The organism is Pseudomonas sp. PSPC3-2 (assembly GCF_049897085.1).
Lineage (GTDB): Bacteria > Pseudomonadota > Gammaproteobacteria > Pseudomonadales > Pseudomonadaceae > Aquipseudomonas > Aquipseudomonas paraveronii.
The window spans coordinates 1-19,712 of sequence record NZ_JAFCVO010000030.1; the positions used below are offsets into that span (position 1 = coordinate 1).

The 19,712-nt window shown below is 59.1% G+C and carries 21 protein-coding genes and 1 pseudogene; 13 read left to right on the forward strand and 9 right to left on the reverse strand.

Going from position 1 to position 19,712, the window contains the following annotated elements; genetic code table 11:
- The coding region (locus ACP7CJ_RS28065; RefSeq protein ID WP_177067331.1) for a ribonucleotide-diphosphate reductase subunit beta at nucleotides 1–237 on the forward strand (237 nt) is incomplete at its 5' end.
- Nucleotides 238–456: 219 nt separating this feature from the next.
- Here the strand turns inward: ACP7CJ_RS28065 and ACP7CJ_RS28070 are convergent.
- A complete protein-coding gene (locus tag ACP7CJ_RS28070; RefSeq protein WP_426103118.1) occupies nucleotides 457–1,605 on the reverse strand; it encodes a hypothetical protein in 1,149 nt (382 codons plus the stop codon).
- A 59-nt stretch (nucleotides 1,606–1,664) separates the two neighbouring features.
- Nucleotides 1,665–2,519: a tetratricopeptide repeat protein gene (locus ACP7CJ_RS28075; protein ID WP_276194510.1), complete on the reverse strand. Its 855-nt coding sequence runs from the start codon at nucleotides 2,517–2,519 to the stop codon at nucleotides 1,665–1,667.
- An 87-nt stretch (nucleotides 2,520–2,606) separates the two neighbouring features.
- Between ACP7CJ_RS28075 and ACP7CJ_RS28080 the strand changes: the two genes are divergently transcribed.
- The 4 genes from ACP7CJ_RS28080 to ACP7CJ_RS28095 all read left to right on the forward strand — a co-directional run bounded on the left by ACP7CJ_RS28080 (nucleotide 2,607) and on the right by ACP7CJ_RS28095 (nucleotide 6,184).
- Nucleotides 2,607–3,650, forward strand: coding sequence for a helix-turn-helix transcriptional regulator (locus ACP7CJ_RS28080; protein ID WP_426103116.1), 1,044 nt, complete (start codon nucleotides 2,607–2,609; stop codon nucleotides 3,648–3,650).
- A gap of 262 nt (nucleotides 3,651–3,912) precedes the next feature.
- On the forward strand, nucleotides 3,913–4,557 hold the full coding sequence (locus ACP7CJ_RS28085) for an HAD-IB family hydrolase (protein ID WP_426103121.1): 645 nt from the start codon (nucleotides 3,913–3,915) through the stop codon (nucleotides 4,555–4,557).
- A 136-nt stretch (nucleotides 4,558–4,693) separates the two neighbouring features.
- Complete coding sequence (locus ACP7CJ_RS28090) at nucleotides 4,694–5,647, forward strand: hypothetical protein (RefSeq protein WP_426103114.1); 954 nt, start codon at nucleotides 4,694–4,696, stop codon at nucleotides 5,645–5,647.
- Nucleotides 5,648–5,803: 156 nt separating this feature from the next.
- Nucleotides 5,804–6,184 carry an XRE family transcriptional regulator gene (locus ACP7CJ_RS28095; protein ID WP_426103112.1) on the forward strand — a complete coding sequence of 127 codons (381 nt, stop codon included), beginning with the start codon at nucleotides 5,804–5,806 and terminating at the stop codon, nucleotides 6,182–6,184.
- Between the two features lie 34 nt (nucleotides 6,185–6,218).
- On the opposite strand, the gene ACP7CJ_RS28100 is transcribed toward ACP7CJ_RS28095, so the two are convergent.
- From ACP7CJ_RS28100 to ACP7CJ_RS28110, 3 genes are all read right to left on the reverse strand, one after another.
- Nucleotides 6,219–7,724: an amidase family protein gene (locus ACP7CJ_RS28100; protein WP_426103110.1), complete on the reverse strand. Its 1,506-nt coding sequence runs from the start codon at nucleotides 7,722–7,724 to the stop codon at nucleotides 6,219–6,221.
- A 140-nt stretch (nucleotides 7,725–7,864) separates the two neighbouring features.
- Nucleotides 7,865–8,518, reverse strand: coding sequence for a hypothetical protein (locus tag ACP7CJ_RS28105; protein WP_426103108.1), 654 nt, complete (start codon nucleotides 8,516–8,518; stop codon nucleotides 7,865–7,867).
- A gap of 196 nt (nucleotides 8,519–8,714) precedes the next feature.
- Nucleotides 8,715–9,773, reverse strand: a complete 1,059-nt coding sequence (locus ACP7CJ_RS28110; RefSeq protein WP_276194514.1) for an MBL fold metallo-hydrolase — start codon at nucleotides 9,771–9,773, stop codon at nucleotides 8,715–8,717.
- A 124-nt stretch (nucleotides 9,774–9,897) separates the two neighbouring features.
- Between ACP7CJ_RS28110 and ACP7CJ_RS28115 the strand changes: the two genes are divergently transcribed.
- From ACP7CJ_RS28115 to ACP7CJ_RS28125, 3 genes are all read left to right on the forward strand, one after another.
- Complete coding sequence (locus ACP7CJ_RS28115; protein ID WP_426103106.1) at nucleotides 9,898–10,524, forward strand: TetR/AcrR family transcriptional regulator; 627 nt, start codon at nucleotides 9,898–9,900, stop codon at nucleotides 10,522–10,524.
- A gap of 191 nt (nucleotides 10,525–10,715) precedes the next feature.
- A complete protein-coding gene (locus tag ACP7CJ_RS28120) occupies nucleotides 10,716–11,774 on the forward strand; it encodes a diguanylate cyclase (RefSeq protein WP_276194516.1) in 1,059 nt (352 codons plus the stop codon).
- Nucleotides 11,775–11,890: 116 nt separating this feature from the next.
- Complete coding sequence (locus ACP7CJ_RS28125) at nucleotides 11,891–12,415, forward strand: DUF1003 domain-containing protein (RefSeq protein WP_247400561.1); 525 nt, start codon at nucleotides 11,891–11,893, stop codon at nucleotides 12,413–12,415.
- A 28-nt stretch (nucleotides 12,416–12,443) separates the two neighbouring features.
- On the opposite strand, the gene ACP7CJ_RS28130 is transcribed toward ACP7CJ_RS28125, so the two are convergent.
- Nucleotides 12,444–13,325, reverse strand: coding sequence for a LysR family transcriptional regulator (locus tag ACP7CJ_RS28130; RefSeq protein ID WP_426103104.1), 882 nt, complete (start codon nucleotides 13,323–13,325; stop codon nucleotides 12,444–12,446).
- An 80-nt stretch (nucleotides 13,326–13,405) separates the two neighbouring features.
- Between ACP7CJ_RS28130 and ACP7CJ_RS28135 the strand changes: the two genes are divergently transcribed.
- Both ACP7CJ_RS28135 and ACP7CJ_RS28140 read left to right on the forward strand, forming a co-directional pair.
- On the forward strand, nucleotides 13,406–14,113 hold the full coding sequence (locus ACP7CJ_RS28135) for a CTP synthase C-terminal region-related (seleno)protein (RefSeq protein WP_426103102.1): 708 nt from the start codon (nucleotides 13,406–13,408) through the stop codon (nucleotides 14,111–14,113).
- The gene (locus ACP7CJ_RS28140) at nucleotides 14,110–14,430 is read left to right on the forward strand and encodes an antibiotic biosynthesis monooxygenase family protein (RefSeq protein ID WP_426103100.1); all 321 of its coding nucleotides are present in this window, start codon (nucleotides 14,110–14,112) and stop codon (nucleotides 14,428–14,430) included. The genes ACP7CJ_RS28135 and ACP7CJ_RS28140 overlap by 4 nt, the downstream gene beginning before the upstream one ends.
- Before the next feature lie 58 nt (nucleotides 14,431–14,488).
- Here the strand turns inward: ACP7CJ_RS28140 and ACP7CJ_RS28145 are convergent, their stop codons facing one another.
- Nucleotides 14,489–14,812: a DUF2025 family protein gene (locus ACP7CJ_RS28145; protein ID WP_247407529.1), complete on the reverse strand. Its 324-nt coding sequence runs from the start codon at nucleotides 14,810–14,812 to the stop codon at nucleotides 14,489–14,491.
- A gap of 232 nt (nucleotides 14,813–15,044) precedes the next feature.
- Here ACP7CJ_RS28145 and ACP7CJ_RS28150 point away from each other — a divergent pair, with 232 nt between their 5' ends.
- Complete coding sequence (locus ACP7CJ_RS28150; protein ID WP_276194520.1) at nucleotides 15,045–16,196, forward strand: glycerophosphodiester phosphodiesterase family protein; 1,152 nt, start codon at nucleotides 15,045–15,047, stop codon at nucleotides 16,194–16,196.
- An 87-nt stretch (nucleotides 16,197–16,283) separates the two neighbouring features.
- Nucleotides 16,284–16,592, forward strand: coding sequence for a PepSY domain-containing protein (locus ACP7CJ_RS28155; RefSeq protein ID WP_276194521.1), 309 nt, complete (start codon nucleotides 16,284–16,286; stop codon nucleotides 16,590–16,592).
- A 60-nt stretch (nucleotides 16,593–16,652) separates the two neighbouring features.
- On the opposite strand, the gene ACP7CJ_RS28160 is transcribed toward ACP7CJ_RS28155, so the two are convergent.
- On the reverse strand, nucleotides 16,653–17,420 hold the full coding sequence (locus ACP7CJ_RS28160; RefSeq protein WP_425262648.1) for a methyl-accepting chemotaxis protein: 768 nt from the start codon (nucleotides 17,418–17,420) through the stop codon (nucleotides 16,653–16,655).
- Between the two features lie 165 nt (nucleotides 17,421–17,585).
- Nucleotides 17,586–18,323 (reverse strand): annotated as a pseudogene (locus ACP7CJ_RS28165) (methyl-accepting chemotaxis protein); the annotation flags it as partial.
- A gap of 218 nt (nucleotides 18,324–18,541) precedes the next feature.
- Between ACP7CJ_RS28165 and ACP7CJ_RS28170 the strand changes: the two are divergent.
- A complete protein-coding gene (locus tag ACP7CJ_RS28170) occupies nucleotides 18,542–19,564 on the forward strand; it encodes a transporter (protein ID WP_276194523.1) in 1,023 nt (340 codons plus the stop codon).
- The last annotated feature ends 148 nt before the right edge of the window (nucleotides 19,565–19,712 follow it).

Genomic DNA, 19,712 nt, shown 5'->3' on the forward strand with positions numbered 1-19,712 from the left:
TACGCGCGCGACACCATGCCACGCGGAGTACTCGGCATGAACGCGGCGATGATGGAGGACTACCTCAAGTTCATCGCTAACCGTCGTCTGTCGCAGATTGGCTTGAAGGAAGAGTATCCGGGGACGACCAACCCGTTCCCGTGGATGAGCGAGATTATGGATTTGAAGAAAGAGAAAAACTTCTTCGAGACCCGGGTGATCGAGTATCAGACTGGCGGCGCGTTGAGCTGGGACTGATTCTTTAGCCCGTGAAATCGCATCAAAACCTGAACCCGCCTCATCAACAATGAAACGGGTTCTGCAAAAAGGGCTGCCAACTGGCAGCCCTTTTTTGTTTTTGCGTTGGCGCAAATGCGCGCCTTCACCCAGTTGATTCGCAAAGCGTCCTGGCGGTGTATCTCGCAGGTGAGTGAGCCAGTGCGTCGGACTTCTTTAGACCGGCCTCTCCTCCAACTCTCACTTACCGGGTAGATCGAGGTCTACATAAGCGAACAAAGGCAGGTCATACAGATCACCGAACAGCTGATAGATCTTCGCAGAAGCGTCGATCAGTTTTTTTACACTGCCAGCGTGATGCATCAGGTTTATATGCTTGTTGTGGTCCCGGCTCATTGCACTTAACGCCTCATAGACCCGGGCATCCGGTACACAGCAGAACTCGCCTGGAATTGAGGGATAAAGCTGACAACGCAACTCTCGCATGATCAGCGGGATCTTTATCAGCATACTTTTCTGGCTAGTCCCCAAGCCTTTTAATGAACGCATATAGTCGAAAAAATCCGCGTATTGGCGAGTGGTGATCATGACGTCGATCTCACGTTTGATACTGTCCCAGTGTTGGGCAAGTATCCCTACACTCGCGTAAACATCTTTCCTGAAACTGACCTGCTTGCGTGTCTCGGGGGCCAGGCACTGACCTAAGGTCTGCGCCATGGAGACCTCGCGGTTACTGCACTCTACTTCTACAAATGCATTGTTTTTCCATAACGCAGGAGTGTCTTTGTGAGCCAGCTTCATCCAGGCCACAAAATAGACGGCATTCTCCCAAGGGCCTGTCCGAGACCACACCACCGCCAGGACAAACAGGAGAAACAGATCCTTTTCCTTTCGAAGATCCAGGCTCAGTGAACGACCATCCAACAGAGGAATTTTAAAGTCAGCAACCCAACCTCGATAACTTCCGGCCGCATTGAGGTTGGCATAGGCAAGGTTCGGCGACGCAGCCTTGAAGCGGTCGACCAGCCATGCGGCCGCCTCCATTTCTTCACAATCAGGCACAGTAATCGTGGATGCCTGAGTGTGCTCGGCGTGAGGCTTTGAAATCACGCTCAGTCCAGTGCAACGATGCCCGGTCGATGGACAGTTCATTTTGACGCGATCAAAACGACCGGTGGCGACCAACTGATCGACCACTTGCGTTTCCGCTTGCATCTGGTCTTTTCGATGAGCCCCATTGGTTCTAATCCAGTAATCCAACGAGTCCGGCTTATTGTGCTCGGTCAACACGACCGTGATGGGGCCCAACACCATGGAACCCCCCAACCCCTCAACTTTTGCAACCAGAGCATCAATGCTGAAGGAGCCGCCGTCTCTCAACGTAATCATTACCCGTCCTTAATTTTTTTCATTTAAAACACTGTTGAATACTGCGACCTACGCCCACGTTATCGGCACTCAAGTGCATCTCGCAGACCTTCGGCATATGAGGCCCAAAATAAACGCATACGTCCCTGAGGATCCGGCATGTACAGCCCATCCTCATAAAAATATTCCAAGGCATCCGCCGCCGCCGCATCACCACTGAGCGCTGCGCGCTGCAACCAAAAAAGCCCCTTTGAGACGTGACGCGAAACGCCATTGCCCTCCAGGTAACTCTTCCCAAGGCGTGCAAACGCCGCAGTATCGCCGGCACGAGCAGCTTTTCGGTACCAACGAAATGCCTTCCGGTTATCGGCCTCAACCTGTGAAGCTTCACAACTGCCTTCTCGATTCCGCGCGTCGTAAAGCCATGCAACCTCCAAAGCAGCCTCGCGGATACCTGCTTTAAACGCCTTTTTCAGCCAGCGCTGGGCCATTTGCTCATCGACGGCGACACCTATTCCGTAGGTATACAGCTGCCCTAGATTGAAAAAGGCTTCAGATAAATCGTCCGCCGCAGCCAGCCGGAAAAGGTGCAGGGCAATCGCGGGGTCCTCGATCAACGTGCGCCCATCCAGCCATAACCAACCGAGGTCATTTAGTGCCTCTGCATCATGGTCGAGTGCTGCTCGTCGAAGCTGCGCGTAGAGCAGGAGAAATGATTCTCGTGCCAAGGGCGCATTCAAAGGATTCATAGCCTTCGCTTCAGCGTATGACACAGCCCCGTGACGCTCATACATTTCAACAATCCGCAGAGTCGGCATGCCCAATCCCGCCCCCAGACCGTTATGTGCACTGGATTCACGGAACTCCAGCACTTCAAGCTCGGGCAGAAAAGCCTCAAGTATGTTGACGACATTTGCAGGCTTGGGCGTGGCCATTTCTCGGCTCCGGCATCAGATTGATTTCTCGAAAGGAATCATCCACCCTCTGAACGACAAACTGTGTCGCAATAGAGGATGCATGAGATGTCAGGAAAACGCCTGGAAGAGAGGTTTCGCCTCGATCTACTCCTGGCAATGATTCCCACACGGGGCGGCACGGCAACGCCGTGCGGCTTGCGCGTGGCACAGTTCCAAGAAAGACTTCGAGCCCAGTCCATCGAGGTGGACAACCGGACGATTCAGCGCAACCTCAAAGCCCTGCTAGAGGACAAACGCTACGGTATCAAGCGCAAAAAGGAAGGCCGGGAATACGTGTATTGGGCAGACAAGGAGTTGTCGAGGTTCGTGCTCAAACCCACTGACGCAATGAATTTGATCATGATCATCGACCATGCCCGCCCGTACACCAGCCGCACGCTAGGCGGTAATCTTCAGGAGCTGTACGAGCACGCCCAGTCGATTTTGAATAAACATTCCCACCGACTGTATGACTGGACCAAGAAGGTGGTCAGCAACACCCGTTTTCTGAATTTACAGCCGGGATTGGTCGAGCCTCAGGTCTTTCAAACCATCCAGGACGCGTTGCTGGAGGGGAGCATGCTGGACGTGCTGTACCAGCCACGCGGCGCGCCAACCCCCAAGCCTTATCGGTTGACACCATTGGGCCTGTCCTTTCAGGACGCTAACATCTACCTGTCACTCGTCGTGGATGGCAGAGACCCGGACACGCCTTATGCCTGGCCAGTACACCGATTCAAATCCGCGAAAGCGGCAGGGTTTGAACCCGCTCAGGTACCCGCTGAGTACGACATTCGTAATACCCGTTCATTGAAGAGCTTGATTGGGCTGGAGAACGAACATCCCATCCAGCTGGAGTTGCTGATCGATGAAAAGATGTCTCAGCGCCTGAGCGAGAACTGGCTCAGTTCACAACAGCATTTACAGCCCCACGACACGGAACGCTGGCACCTGAGTTGCGAACTGCATTTGAGCCAGGGGTTGCGACTTTGGATTTTGAGTCAAGGCGCCAGCGTTGAGGTTCTTAAGCCAGCAGCACTCAGGGAGGAGATCCTTGCAGAAATCGAACAGATGTCGGCGCTGTATCGTGTAAAAAGCGCGGAGACCTAACGCTTGTTCGCTCCACATCAGACCGCGCTTGCGCCACAGCAAACAAATACTTTCACCTTGCAGGCATACACGTCTCACGACGTTCATTCCTATGCCCGACCGGGTAAACTGCCCTGATCATTGCGGGCAAAAGAACAACAGCACTGCCCATGGCTGATCTGAATTGCATAACCGTTATTCGCCTGAACCCCTGTAATGGGTGCCAGTCACATCGTTATGAGAACCCGCGCCACCTGATCAAGGACCACCCGTGAAACCAGACATGCTCGAAGCCGGCCCCGTGGATGCCAAAGTACTTTCCGTCTTTGACTTCGACGGCACCCTGACCCATCACGACAGTTTCGTGCCCTTCCTCAAGTTTGCCTTTGGCGCCCGCGAATTCTACGGCCGGATGGTCAAGCTGGCGCTGCCTGGGCTGCGGTTTCTTGTACGGCAGATCAGCCGGGATGAGTTGAAGGCGCAGTTGATCCGTACCTTTATGACCGGGGTCGAGAAGACGTGGGTGCAGCAGAAGGCCGAGGAGTACTGCCAGCGCAATTGGGCGCGGTTGATGCGGCCGGCGGGGGTGCTTTCGGTGGAGCAGGAGCTGGGCTCGGGGGCGGTGGTGACCTTATGTTCGGCGTCGCCGGCATTGGTGTTGCAGCCGTTTGCCGATCGGCTTGGGATCAAGTTGATCGGGACCGAGCTTGAGGTGCTCGACGGCGTATTGACCGGCAGGCTCACCGGGAATAACTGCCGGTGCGAGAACAAGGTGCTGCGGCTTGAGGCGGAGTATGGGGACCTGGGGGAGTATCGGCTCCGGGCCTGGGGCGATACGCGCGGGGATCGGGAGTTGCTGGCGGCGGCGCAGGATGCACATTTTCGGCATTTTCACGGGAAGAAGAAGCAGGCCAGGCTGCAGCGGTGATACGGGCGGCGGGTTAGGCGGGAGATCGAATCGATCCCATCGCCGCCTCGCTGGGGCGCGACAGGTTGCGGTTTCCTGCTGATATCTGCGTAATATCCGACTCTCTAGTAGCCAAACTTCTCACGGACCCGAGCCCATGAAATTCGACACGGCCTACAGCCTGAGTCTCGACGACAAGCTGTCGATCTATGACGTGCGAGAGTTGAATTTCGACGAAACCGACGCCTACGACTCTGACCAGGACAGCTTCCTCTGTCCCAACGCTGAATGCCGCGCGGCCTTTGAAGCGGGCAACGTGCTGAGCACTTTCAACGCGAAAAACGTCAATTACCGGCGCACCCCGCATTTTAAAAACACCCCAGGCACCCGGCATATCGAGGGTTGCCGTTACGTCAGCCGCCACAAGCCGGCTACGGACGACAGCGAGGACGAGCGCGAGGAACACTTCCCATCGGAATTTGTCCTGACCCGGCGCACCTACCCGCGCAAAACCCCGCTGGCGGGCACTGAAGGGCAAGCGCCACAAGACCCGGCGAATCCCCCTTCAGCCCGCACCAGCGTGTCTGTCGGTTCCAACGACACTACCCCGGATAAAACCAGTGTGTTCGCCCACCCGGTGGAATGCTATGTGTCGAACCTCGACGACAAGGACAAGCTCAAGGCGATGCCGCTGAAGATCGGCGAGCATACTGCGTCTTATGCGGCGTTTTTCAAGAAGATCGAGTACCTGCAGGACAACCACGGCCTGATCTATTGGGGCAGGATCAAAGCGATCAAGGACTACACCAGCAGCTTTCGCATCGACTTCGAAAAGAAGGTATGGCTCGACAAGAAGCCCTACTCGGTCAACGTCTACCTGAACAAAAAACTCATCGAGAGTTACCGCAAGCGCACAGCGTTCCTCGAGCAGATCAAGGCTGCAGCCAGCAGCGAACGGCCGTTATATTGCTTCTTTTACGGGGTGACGCCGCAGTTCAAGCAGGTACCGAGCAAGAAAAACCTCGAGCAGACATTCGGGGTGTTCAGCGCGGATATCGAGAATCTGGATCATTTGATTATTCGCGAAGTGCCGGGGGCTGAGGCGAGTTAGCCAATGCAGCGTTCGACCCGAACAGGAATACCACCGTGCTAGCCTCAAAACAGAGCGGTGTCGGCGCCGGGAAAAATTCCAGTTGATGAGCGGTCAAAACAACTGTACAAAAACACAGTATAGTTTGCCCTCCCCGTCGAACCCTGGAGACAACCCATGTCCTCTCTGGCAATGAGCTCTTTCGTAGAACAGCAAATCGTCCTGCATCAATTCACCGCCAAGCACAGCGTGCAGGCCCGCGTCATGCTGGGCTGGAGCCGCGAAGAGCTGTCGCGCCAGGCCGGCGTGGCGGTGGATGCGATTCAACGGTTTGAAACCCAGGGCGACGTGGAGGATGACGTCCGCCTGACCCTGGCGTTTCGCCTGGAGGCCGAAGGGTTGGTGTTTTTCCCGGGTTTTGCGCCTGGATGGGGGATGAGTGCGCGCAAGTTTGACACTCCGCCAAGTGAACCCGCGGCACAAAACATCATGTCTCGATTGATGGGTTCGGCAGCGGCATCAATTGATTCACCACCCCCTCAACCGACACGTGCGTAGAGTCCAGAACAGAGTGTAAGCATTGCCTGGCGGTTTAGAGGCTGGGTCTGGAGACCTTCTGTGCTGCCTGCTCATAGCCATGGCCCACAGCAAGCAGTGTGGGTTCAGCCCCACGGGCACCAAAGAAGTACGCACTGGTCGGCATACCGTCCTCATTCTTCCCGGACGGCACGCAAATCCCTGGGTAGCCGGCCACCGCCACTGCGAAGTAGCTGTTCGTATCAAAGTCCGAGACCACGGCGTCGAGGTTTTCCCGGTCGATCAGTTCATCCACCGTGCCACGAAAATCCTGGATCATTGCGTCCCATAGCGGCTGGCGCTCGTCGGCGGTGAGGGTGGACGCGTCGATCTCCTTGAGTGTCGGTTGGTGATCGGTTTCGGTGCCATCGCGTTTTTCGTTGAACGCGATCAACTCGGGCACGGACTTGACCGGCAACCCCTCGCGCTTGCCCAGGTAGTCGTTCAATTCGTCCTTCACATCGGCGAACAAAAGTTCGTCATAGCGTGAGGCGTCGGCCAATCGCATATCGACCGGCACCAGAACCGCGCCTTGCGTGCGAAGCACTTCAAGCGTTTGGCTGAATTGCGGACTGTTATCCACCGTTAAACGTTCGCCATTCGCGGAAAAGGTCACGGGATAACCGATACGCCTGTCCTGCAAGGCACCAGGCTTGAGCAACGCGGTGTAATCAATACCTTGGGGAGCATCCACACACGCAGAATCGAGAGGGTCGCGGCCCGACATGGCGTTAAGCATCAACGCAGCATCAAACACCGAGCGCGCCATCGGACCTGGCGTGTCCTGTCGATGGCTGGCTGGAATGATGCCGCTGCGGCTCAACAAACCCACACCAGGCTTGAAACCAACCACCCCGTTGAACGCCGCGGGCACGATGATCGAGCCATTGGTCTCGGTACCCACCGCCAAGGGGGCGAAGCCTGCGGCGACCGCAGCGGCCGACCCCGAACTTGAGCCGCCCACCTCTGCGCCTGCTTGATGAGGGTTACGCGTTTGCCCGCCCCGCGCACTCAAACCATCGGGCCCACCGCGAAAGCCAGCCAGTTCCGTCAAGTTGGTTTTACCCAGGATCACGGCTCCCTGTTGGCGCAGTCGCTCGACGATAAAAGCGTCCTTGGACGCCGCCCTACCCACCAACCCAAAGGCGCCGGCACTGGTTTGCTGGGTGTCCCCCGTCTCGATAGTGTCCTTGAGCAACACGGGAATGCCATGCAGCGGCCCACGGACCTTGCCACTGGCGCGCTCCAGATCAAGCGCGCGGGCAATCTGTAACGCCTCGGGGTTGAGTTCAATGATCGAGCTTAATTTGGGGTCCAGCTTACGAATGCGCGCCTGCAGATAACTGACCAGATCTGCCGAAGTGAGCCCACCGGGCCGGGCCATTTGCTCGCTGAGCTCGCGAACGCTGGAGTATTCCGTTCCCGGGGAAACCGGCGCTGAAGCTCCCGATGAAAACTGCACAGGCAGCAACCGCTGCACCTGGTTAACAAACACACCCATGCCATAACCAATACCCAACATGAAGCACCTCCTGGAAGGGGTAAGAAACGATGAAGGACCAACATTGATCCGCACACCAGTCTAAAAACCCCACTCCACCCAGGCTGCGCGACGCAGGTCGTTCAAACCGTAGGATTGTTCAACGCAGCGGGTAGCGTTGCCTACACCTCAGTCAAGCGACGCGCGCTGCGATAACCCTGCACCAGCACCTTCAGCGAGTCTTTCGCCCACTGCGCGCCATAGAACCACAGCATCGCCCCGCCCCCCAGTGGCTCACCAAGGCTCGGGTAGCCGCTCCAGCACGCGGCATGGAACGCAGCGCTCTGGCTCTCGGACACCAGTGCATCGAGCCGATACTCGCTCACACGCTCGTCGATTTCATTGCGCGAATGCAGGGTGAAGCGCAGGGTGTCATCAGCCCGCTCTGCAGGCACCGCCACCAGTTGGGCCCCGGCCCGACGCAGCATGCCCAGCGCTTCCAGGAAGGCTGCGCTGTGCTCAATCGGCGTCTGATCATTGCCATGCACAAGCCGATCGGCGAACCCCACGCGACTGCCGGCCAACGAGTGGGTGACGGTGGGAGTGCCGGTGTGCTGCACCAAGGGGGCTTCCACCCTGCCCGCTTCACTGGGGTCGACACCACTCAAGGCGATCAGTGACAGCGCGGCGTCGCGCACGGGTTTTAGCGGCAGGGCCGGCACGTTATAGCCGGGGATTACGACGCCAGCACCAAGATGCGCATCAGGGACGTAGCCGATGCCCAGTGCAGTCGTGGTCCCCGTTTCGATGTGAGTGTTGGAGGGGCCATGCGCCAAACTCGCCGGTTCCGCACAGGCGGGTAAAAACGCTTCCCGCCGACAAGACATAGGCGACTGCAAAGACTTCCCACATTTATTGTCCATCAGAGCCGACTCCCGGAAATTGACTTTCCCGAGATCATCGCACTCTCATCTGGCGTTTGTCGTAGGCCTGAAACACCTTGAAAATTCCTTTTTCCGATTTCCCCGACCGTCAGTTCGCAAGCGCTTCTTCGCTGCCCTGAACCTCCACCTCCAACCACCACGCAACGCCTCGCTCGGGCTGGTTCAAACTGAACGCCTGCCCCATGGCCGGTGTGGTAATCAGCACGTTGCGCTCCCATGCCAACGCCATGATGCGGTCGAAAGGCTCGTGCCAGGCGTGGAAGGCCAGGTCGAAGGTGCCATTGTGAATCGGCAGCAGCCAGCGGCCCTTAAGGTCGATGTGCGCCTGTAGGGTTTGCTCCGGTTGCATGTGTATGTGGGGCCAGTCGACGTTGTAAGCACCGGTTTCCATCAGGGTCAGATCAAACGGTCCGTACTGTTCGCCGATGCATTTGAAACCGTCGAAATAACCGGTGTCACCGCTGAAAAAAACGCGTCGCGCGCCATCGATCATCACCCAGGAACACCACAGCGTCTGGTTGCTATCAAACAAGCCGCGCCCGGAAAAATGCTGTGCAGGGGTGGCGACAAAATGAATGCCATCGACTTCACTGCCCTGCCACCAATCCAGTTGCCGCACCTGGCTGGCATCCACACCCCACTTCACCAGGATGTCGCCAACGCCCAGCGGTGCGAGGAAGTAGCGGGTCTTGTCGGCCAGTTGGATCACGGCCTTGCGGTCGAGGTGGTCGTAATGGTTGTGGGAAAGAATCACCGCTTCCAAGGGCGGCAGGTCTTCGAGGCTGATCGGCGGTGCGTGGAATCGCTTGGGGCCGGCCCAACTGAACGGCGAAGCGCGCTCGGCGAATACCGGGTCGGTCAGCCAGAATTTGCCGCGCATTTTCAGCAGCACGGTGGAATGCCCCAGGCGATACACACTGTGATCGGGAGCGGCCAATAGCTGTTCGCGGGTCAGCGGTTGCACCGGAATCGCCCCTACCGGCCGCGTATTGCGCGGCTTGTGAAACAGCATCTTGTAGAAAATGCCCAAGGTTTTGCCGAAGCCGGCGCGCTGCACGGGGGCGTGGTTACTGAAGGTGCCCTGTTCCTGTTGAGCAGGCTTGGGTAGCACAGGCGAAGGAGCGAGACGGGTTGAAATCGTGGCCATTACCAGGTAACTCCTACGGACCGCTCATAAAATTACACTACACAGTGTAGTTTCAAGATTGCAACAAAACCCGGAGCAAGTAAACTACCGAGTGTAATTTTCCTCTTAGAGTCGATCCCTGTCCATGTCTGTCCCTCAACGTCTCACCGACCGCAAGCGCGAAGCCATCCTGGCCGCCGCTATCGCTGAGTTTCGGGTCAACGGGTTCGAGGTCACCAGCATGGACAAGATCGCCGCCACCGCCGGCGTTTCCAAGCGCACGGTGTACAACCACTTCCCCAGCAAGGAAGAGTTGTTCGCCGAAATCCTGCATCAACTCTGGGCCAGCAGCGTCGCGCAACTCGACGTGAACTACGCCAGCGATCGCCCGCTGCGTGAACAACTGCGCGGCTTGCTGCAAGCCAAGATGAAGATGATGTCGGACGCTAACTTCCTCGACCTGGCCCGGGTCGCCATCGCCGCCACCATTCACTCGCCGGAACGCGCCCAGGACATGGTCAACCGCTTGAGCCTGCGCGAAGAAGGCTTTACTCAGTGGGTGCGCGCCGCCCAGGAAGATGGCCGGCTCACGGGTACCGACCCGGCCTTCGCCGCGCACCAGATTCAAAGCCTGCTCAAGGCGTTCGCATTCTGGCCGCAGATCACCCTGGGCCAACCCACCCTCGACGTCACCGAACAGGCCCGAGTGATCGAGTCGGCAATCGATATGTTTCTGGCCGGCTACGAAGCTGGCGCTCCCCGCTCGCAGTAAACAACCGTTGCATACGCGACATACCAGGTCGCTTTTGGCCTATTTGCCCTCTGTTTTGCGCGAATGGCCTGGAAGGCCACTGATTATTCCTACGCAAATAACTGACAATATTCACAAGTATTATCCGATCAACGGTTCTCCCTGCACGCGCGCGCGGCCGAATCTGCGAAAAAGAGCTGACCCGGAAATCTATGGAAAACAGACGAGGCAAAGGGCTTTCATTTGCCAGGCGTATTTACAAGCCAAGGATCATCGGCCTGGGTATCGGCTGCATCAGTGTCATCGGCGGCTTGTACCCGCTCGCGATGCCGAGCTGGGTGTGGGCGCTCCTGCTGTTCAATGGGCTCGCGTGGGCACATGTGGCGTACCAACTGTCAATCCGCTCCCCCTTCCCTTACCACGCCGAACAGCGCAACATTTTGTATGACTCGTTGTGCGGCGGCTTCTGGGCCGCCGCCGCCCAGTTCACACCGCTGACGGCCGTGACCATCCTCTCGATGATGACCATGAACAACTTCGCCGCTGGCGGCAGGCGCCTGTTCCTGCGCGGTTTGCTCGCGCAGGGCGCAGGGATCGGGGTGGCATGGGCGCTGTTCGGCATGCGCTTCAACCCCGACGTCAGCCCGCTCCAGGTCTACACCTGCCTGCCGATGTTGACGTTGTACCCCATGGCCATAGGCTGGGTCTGCTACGAATTGGCGATCAAACTGTCGGAACATAAACGTGCCCTCAGCGCACTGAGCCGCACCGACAGCCTCACCGGCCTGCTCAACCACGGTTCGTGGAAAGATCTGCTGCACCTCAAGTTCCACAAGTGCCAGCAGCAACAAAGCCACGCCACCATCGCACTGATTGATATCGATCACTTCAAACAAATCAATGACTCTCACGGCCATATCGTCGGCGACGCCGTGCTGCGGCAACTGAGCGTGGAGATACGGCGCAACCTGCGGAAAAACGATTTGGCCGGCCGTTACGGAGGCGACGAGTTCTGTGTGATTCTTCCGCAAATGCCCTTGGAAGAAGCCGCACGGGTCATGGAGCGTATACGCGAAACCTTCAGCAATTACCGTAACCCGCAAATCCCCGAGCTGCGCGTGAGCCTGAGCATCGGCCTGGCCGATTTCCAACTCGTCTTCACCGATGCCGCCACCTGGCTGAATGCGGCGGATCGCGCGTTGTACGCGGCCAAAGACACCGGGCGTAACCGGGTCAATGCCAGCAACTACGCGATCGCCCATTCCGCCTGAGGTTTTCACCCTACTCCTCGTAGGCAACCATGTCGTCCCCAGGTTATTCATGCGTAAGACAGATCGCCAAGGCTATAGTGGACACCTGTCTTAAACATTGATGACCCGAGTTCTCCATGACCCCCACACCCGACAAACCCAAAGACGTCCCCGTCGATTATCTGCGCTTCCATCGACGCCACGCCCACCTGGCGCCGACCTTTGGCAACGACACCTTCGCCCTCAAGGCCGAGGCCTTCGCACGCTTCTTCGGCACACCGACTTTCCTCGGCGCACAAACCTTGATCGTGGCCGTGTGGATTGTGCTCAACGTCACCGGCATCACGCACTTCGACGTCTACCCGTTCATCCTGCTCAACCTGGCCTTCAGCCTGCAAGCGGCCTACGCGGCGCCGCTGATCCTGCTGGCCCAGACACGCCAGGCCGCTCGCGACAAAGCCCAGTCCGAGGCCGACGCGCAGCACCGTGAAGCGCTGGCCGTCGCCAATGCCGAGCGCCAGGCCGAGACGCAGAACACCAGCAAACAGCTGTTGGAACTGCTGGAGCAGAACACCCGGCTGACGGAAATGACCAAGCAACTGACCGAGCGTATCGAGACCCTGACGTGTGAGATGCATGAGCAGTTTGTGCGAAAACCGTAAATCCACCAGACATTCAGCCGGCGGGGTGTCAGGGGCTCAAGCGCACATGCCGCCCCAATTGATCAAACAGCGTGACCACCGAGCGCAATGCCCGGCAATCGGGGCGCGTCAGCAGCCATAGCGCCGTGTCATGCCCCGCCAAAGCGGGGCCCAGCGGTTGCAGGCGTTCATCCAACAGAAAATCCGGCAGCGCTGCCACGCCCAGCCCCGCCCGCACCAGTTCGGTGACCGACAACATGCTGTTGCAGCGATAGCTGGGACGCACGCCCGGCAACTGCGCACGGCGCCAGGCGACGGTGGGGTGATCGGGCAGGAAGTCATCCGGCGCGATCCAGGCCAGCTCCGCCAGCTCGCGTCCTGCGTGCTGACACGCAAAATCTGTGCTGGCGCACACCTGATACCGCACGGTGCCGAGGCAACGCCCTACCAGATGCTCCGGTGGTGTGCGGGTCAGGCGCAGGGCGATGTCGGCATCGCGGCGGCTGAGGTTGGCGAAATCATTGGAGGTGCTCAGTTCCAGGGTCAGCGCCGGGTAATCCGGCATGAACTGCGCCAGCGCCGGCAGCAACAAGCCTTGCAGCACCGAGTCGGTGCAGGTCAGGCGCACGGTGCCGCTGATCACTTCACCGCCCTGTTCCACGCCGATGCGCGCGGCCTCCAGGGCTTGTTCGGCGCGTTCGGCCTGCTGCGCCAAGTGGCTGGCCAGGCTGGTAGGCAGGTAGCCGGCGCGGCTTTTTTCAAACAACGTCTGGCCCAGCGCAGCCTCCAGCCGCCGCACGGCGCGGAACACCGTCGACACATCCACCCGCAACAACGCCGCCGCCCGCGCCAGGCTGCCACCGCGCACCAGGGCAAGGATCAGCGACAAGTCGGGGTAATCAATCTGATAGTGCGCGACTGCATTGAACATGTGGGTAAACGCCAATATTGATTGCGTGAGCGCCAATCTATAGTGCGCACCAGGACACGACAAGCCAGGGGAAGCCTCAAATGAAAGCCACCACGCTGCACCTCGCCCTGATCGGCGATTACAACCCCGATGTGATTGCGCACCAAGCCATTCCCGTGGCGCTGCAACAGGCCGCCGACGCCTTGGGCCTGACGGTTCACCTTCAATGGCTGGAGACCGACACCCTCAGCGCCACCTCCGAACTACAAGGTTTCGATGGTTTTTGGTGCGTGCCCGCCAGCCCGTACCGCGACACCGACGGCGCACTGCACGCGATCCGTTTTGCCCGCGAACAGCGGCGCCCTTTCCTCGGTACCTGCGGCGGCTTTCAACACGCGGTGCTGGAATATGCCCGCAATGTGTTGGGCTGGGCCGATGCCGAACACGGCGAGTTGGTCCCGAATGCCCAACGTGCAGTGATCGCGCCACTGAGTTGCGCTCTGGTGGAGGCCAGCGACACCGTGCGCCTGGTCGCCTACACCCGTATCGCCGACGCCTACGGCACACTCGATATTCATGAAGGCTATCGCTGCCGCTACGGCATCAACCCCGACTTCGCCAGCGTACTGCTGGAAGGCGCTCTGATCCCCAGCGGCCACGACTCGGCCGGCGACCTGCGCGCCGTGGAGCTGCTGGACCATCCGTTCTTCGTCGCCACCCTGTTCCAGCCCGAACGCGCCGCGCGCCAGGGCGTCACGCCGCCACTGGCGATTGCCCTGCTCAAGGCCTGCCAGGAGACCTCGGTATGATTGCCCACACCCCCGCCCCGCCTTACTACGCGGTGATTTTCAGCTCACTGCGCACCGCCGGTGACCACGGTTACGGCGAGGCTGCCACGCGCATGCTGGAACTGGCGCGTGAGCAGCCGGGCTTTCTCGGGGTTGAATCGGCGCGGGAGGATGGCGTGGGAATCACCGTATCGTACTGGCGCAGCGAGGCCGACATCCTCGCCTGGAAACAGCAGGCCGAGCATCGGGCGGTACGCGAGCAAGGGCGTTCCACCTGGTACTCGGCGTTTCACACTCGCGTGTGCAAGGTCGAGCGCGCCTACGCATTCCAGCATTGAGAGGCGGCCGCAAGCCCCCGCACAGGTGATCCTCAGCGACGAGACACAGGCTGTCGGGCTAGCTGACGAGGCTGCGCAACGCACTGATCTGCGGGATCTCCACCCGCCGCATGTACACACGCAGCGGCTCGGTGATGTTGATGCGGTCGTCGATGTTCTGATCGAGCAGCAATTGCAGGCGCTCACGGGACAACGTCATGGCGTGCTCGGGGGCCGGTAGCCAGACAAATTCGGCAGTGGGAATGATGCCGTCATCGGCCACGTCCATGCCGAAGGAGTCTTCGCTGAAACGCACGATGTACTGGCCAGTCTTGCGGTTGAGGCCGACAAAACCGTGAAGCTGGTCGGCGGCCTGGCAGATAAGCTCGGAGGTGATGCGCATGGTAAACCTCACTGAAAAGTCCTACGGGGACTGGAAAGATGGTTTACACGCGTGGCGGAAAGTACTGCCCTCTTACGGGGCGGTTTGCGGCAAGAGTACTGCAAAGCCGCGCAAAAAAACCCAGAAAATTGGCGCGTGCGCACGTTAATGTCGGTTTGGTGATAGCGCCTTTGATCATCAGTTGTTAAAAAGGAAGCCTTCTCAAAGCTACCGACACGAAAGGACTCCGCATATGCCTGTCACGTTTACCAACGGCCCGGTGCCCGCCACTATAGGGAGCGCCTTGCTGCTCGCCCTGATGCTCGGCCTTGGCCAGGCGCAGGCTGCCGACCCGATCAGCCCGGCTGAATTGGCAACTAACGAAGGCATCCCCTACCCTGCCGTGATCGCCCACCGTGGCGCGTCCTACGACGCCCCCGAGTCCACCGCCGCCGCCTACAAGGTCGCACGCGACCTGGGCGCCGACTACCTGGAGTTGGACCTGCAGCGCAGCAAGGACGGCGTACTGTTCGCCCTGCACGACAACAACCTGCAACGCACCACCGACGTGGGCAGCAAGTTCCCCGAGCGCAAAGACGCCCCGGCCAACGAGTTCACCTGGAAAGAACTGCAAACCCTCGACGCCGGCAGTTGGTTCAACGCCGCCTACCCGGACCGCGCTCGCCCCGGCTTCGTCGGCCTGAAAATCCTCAGCCTGGACGACATCATCAAGATCGCCGAAGGCAACCCGCAGCACAAACCGGGTTTGTACATCGAAACCAAAGAGCCCAAGCAATTCCCGGGCATCGAAGCCGACCTGAAAAACAAGCTGCTGGATAAAGGCTGGTTGAGCTCCGCCGGCTCCAAGCTGGGCAAGAGCAACACCGGTGTCGGCCAGGGCAAGGGCCGCGTGGTGCTGCAAACCTTCGAAACGGCCAGCCTGAAAGAGCTGCAGAAAGAGATGCCGAACACCCCGAAAATCCTGCTGCTGTGGGTAGGTGAAGGCAGCATCGAGCCGAAATCCAAGCAAACCTTCGCCGAATCCGGCGAACCGACCAAGGCGGCTTACTACGCCAAGCAAGAACCGAAAGACGCCGCCGAGTTCGAAAAATGGGTCGACGAAGCCAAGAGCCTCGGCGCCATCGGCACCGGCCCGTCGGCGGAGCTGACCGCCCACGGCGACCAGAGCTACACCGACCTGGTCAAGCCTGAAATGAACACGCTGACCCACGACAAGGGCCTGCTGGTACACGTCTACACCGTGGATGAACCCGTGGACTTCGAGAAAGTGATGAAGGCAGGCGTCGACGGCATCTTCACCAACCGCGCCGCTGAACTGCTGAAGTTCTACAAGCGCTGGCCGTCGTCCAGCGTGCAGGATCTGCTGAACGACCATAAATACTGAATAAGTCAGTGTGCCATTAAGGATGAATTAAGTTGCGCCGGTTAATCTGGCGCCACTTAAACAGCTCACCGAAAAAGGATACACACCATGAAAACCTTGACCGCCCTGTTCGCCGTGACCGCCCTGACCTTGACCGCCGGCCTGGCCCAGGCCGATGTCCGCCCGGATCATATCGAAGGTCTGCTCAAATCCGGTGCCGTAATGCCTTTCGAGAAACTCAACGCCGCCGCCGTGGCCAAACACGCAGGCGCCAAGATTACCGACACCGAGCTGGACCACAACAACAGCGGCGTACTGGTCTACGAAGTTGAACTGACCGACACCGCCGGCAAGCGCTTTGAAGTGAAACTCGACGCCAAGACCGGCACCGTGCTGGAAGACAAGCAAGACACCTGAGTAAAAACCTGAAAAAAAACGCGCCACCTTCGGGTGGCGCGTTTTTTTATGGCCGCCTGATCAAGCGCCCAGTCGCGCCGTCACCTCGTTCAACTCGCCGGACAAGCCGCGCAGATTCTGGCTCGCCGCTTCGGTGCGCTTCACGTTGTCGAGGTTGGCGGTGGCCACGGTGGTGATCTGGGTGATATTGCGCGAAATATCCTCGGCCACCGACGTCTGCTCCTCGGCCGCCGTGGCGATCTGACGGTTCATGTCGCGAATCGCTTCAATGGCCTGGGTGATGTGAGCGAGCATCGCGCCGGCCTGGGTGACTTTTTCCACGCTGTCATCGCTGCACGACTGGCCCGTGACAATCGCCTCGGCCGCATCGACCGCGCCGGTTTGCACGGCCTGGATAATCTGGTTGATCTCGATGATCGACGCCGCCGTGCGTTGCGCCAGGCTGCGCACTTCATCGGCCACCACCGCGAACCCACGCCCCGCCTCGCCCGCCCGTGCCGCCTCGATCGCGGCGTTAAGCGCCAGCAGGTTGGTCTGCTCGGCGATCCCGCGAATCACTTCCAGCACTTTGCCGATGCGCACACTGTCAGTTTCCAGACGGCGGATGATGGTGCCGGTGTTGAGGATTTCAGTGCGCATCTGGCCGATGGTGGCGATAGTGACTTTCATCACTTCACCGCCCTCGCGGGCCGAGTGATCCGCATCATCTGCCGCACGTGAGGCACTGGCGGCGTGGCGCGCCACTTCCTGGGCGGTGGCCGACATTTCGGTCATGGCCGTGGCCACCTGGTCGGTGCGGCTGAATTGATCATGGGTACCGGTCGCCATCTGCCCGGCGATCGAATTCAACTCACTGCTGGCGCCGACCAGGTCGGTGGCACTGCGCTGCAGGCGGCTGAAGGTTTCGGCCAAAAAGTCGCGCAAGGTGTTCGCCGCCTCCGCCAACTGCCCCAGTTCGTCCTGGCGACGACTGGCGACACGCTCGGCAAAACGGCCGTGGCTCAGTTGGCTCACATAATCGATCAAACCACGGATCGGCAGGATCAGGTTGCGGTTGATCAACCACAGGCTGAACAAGCCAATCAACACGCCGGACAGCAACATAATCGTCAGGCCCACCATCACCGTGCGCTCGACATGGGCGCTGATGGTCTGGGATTGTTCGGTGCTTTGGGCGCGCAGGTCGCTGACCAGGGCGCTCATCTGCTCACTGGCGGGGCGGTCCACGCCCTTGACCGCGGTGTCACCGACGCTCGGGTCGGCGCCGGCGGCCACGTAGGCATCGCGGCCCTTCTGGTAGGAAACGCCAAGCTGCTGGTGTTCTTGACGCAGGTTCTGGATACGCTGGTTCAGCGCCGGGTCACCGGCAGTCTGGGTGACCAGCCGCGCGAGAATGCCTTGCACATCGCGTTGCCGGTCCTGGAACTGGCCCCAGTATTTCTCCAGGTCCTGAGGCTGTTTGCCGCGCAACAACACGTTTTTCCATTCCTGCACCTGCACCTTGAATTGCAGGTTGGCCTCATCGATCAACTGTGAAGTGAGCAACGGCCCTTCGAGCAAACTGCGGTAACTCTGCACCCCGTTGGAGAGGAAGTTGAAACAGGCCAGGGCGATTAACAACATCGCCAGCAGGCTGCCACCGAGCAGCGACAGGATCTGTGCGCGCAGGGATGTTCGCAAAAAAGTCATCGAAAAAAGCCTCAAAACAAGGAAAAGGTACGAATACGTCATGACCTCCCTGTCGTCGAAGGCGCCACCACCTACAGCGGTTCTTGTGTCCTGAATCGGCCGTGCTAGGCGCTTCTTGAGCCCATTTCGACAAGCGGTCAATAAAGTGTCACCAAAGCGAAACACGTCGAAAACCGTCACAAAACTGTCAAACTTCCTTGCAATGATTCGCCCACGCGAACCTGTGAAACGTCCTACAGGTCCTTTCTCTGTGAGACTCCATGAACCACAGCATTGACCACAGCCACCAGGATTCCGATCTGTTTGGCTTGCTTTACGGTTTCCGTTTTCGCCCTGGCGAGAAGGCTGAGCAAATTGACTCAGCCACCGCCCTCCAGGCCTTGCAGCAACCGCAAGACCCGGAGGAGTTTCTATGGCTGCACCTGAACCTGGCCCACGCCGGATGCGAGCGCTGGATGCAGGCGCACCTGGCCTTGCCTGAAGAGTTTTTTGAAGCCCTGCATGAGGGCTCGCGCTCCACCCGTATCGAACACGTCGACTCGGCCTTGCTGGCGGTGGTCAACGACGTGGTGTTCAACTTCAGCAGCATGGTCTCGTCGGATATTTCCACGTTGTGGGTCTGCGCCCGCAGTCGCTTGCTGATCAGCGCGCGCCTGCAACCGCTGCATTCGGTGGATAAGTTGCGCTCATCGGTAAAGGCCGGTGAACGCTTCCGCTCGCCGCTGGAGTTGCTGGTGCACCTGCTGCGCGACCAGGGCGAGGTACTGACGCAGATCGTGCGCAAGACCAGCATCAGCGTCGACCATATCGAAGATCAATTACTCTCCTCGCGCTTGTCCACCAACCGCTCTGAGTTGGGCGCCATGCGCCGGGTGCTGGTACGCCTGCAACGCCTGCTGGCGCTGGAGCCGGGCTCGCTGCTGCGCCTGCTCAACCGCCCGCCGCAGTGGTTGCAAAAGGAAGACGTCAAGGAATTACGCAAATCCACCGAGGAATTTGCGCTGATCATCAACGACCTGACGGCCCTGGGCGAACGCATCAAGTTGTTGCAAGAAGAAATCGCCGCCAACCTCAACGAACAAAGCAACCGCACGCTGTTTACGCTGACGGTGGTGACGGTGCTGGCATTGCCGATCAATATCATCGCCGGTTTTTTCGGCATGAACGTGGGCGGGGTGCCGCTTTCCCAAGATCCGGAAGGCTTCTGGATTCTGGTGGCACTGGTCGCGACCTTCACCTTGATTGCCGGGCGCTGGGCCTTCAGAAAGCGCAAAGACTACTGAGCCCTCTCGACCTGAAACGGGATCAACCGTGGGAGCTGGCGTGCGCAATTGATTGCAATCTGACATCAGCTTATGGCCATTTTTTAGATCGGCGGCACATCCATTTCACGAAATAATGACCTATCGCAGCATCGCTGTAACATTCTGC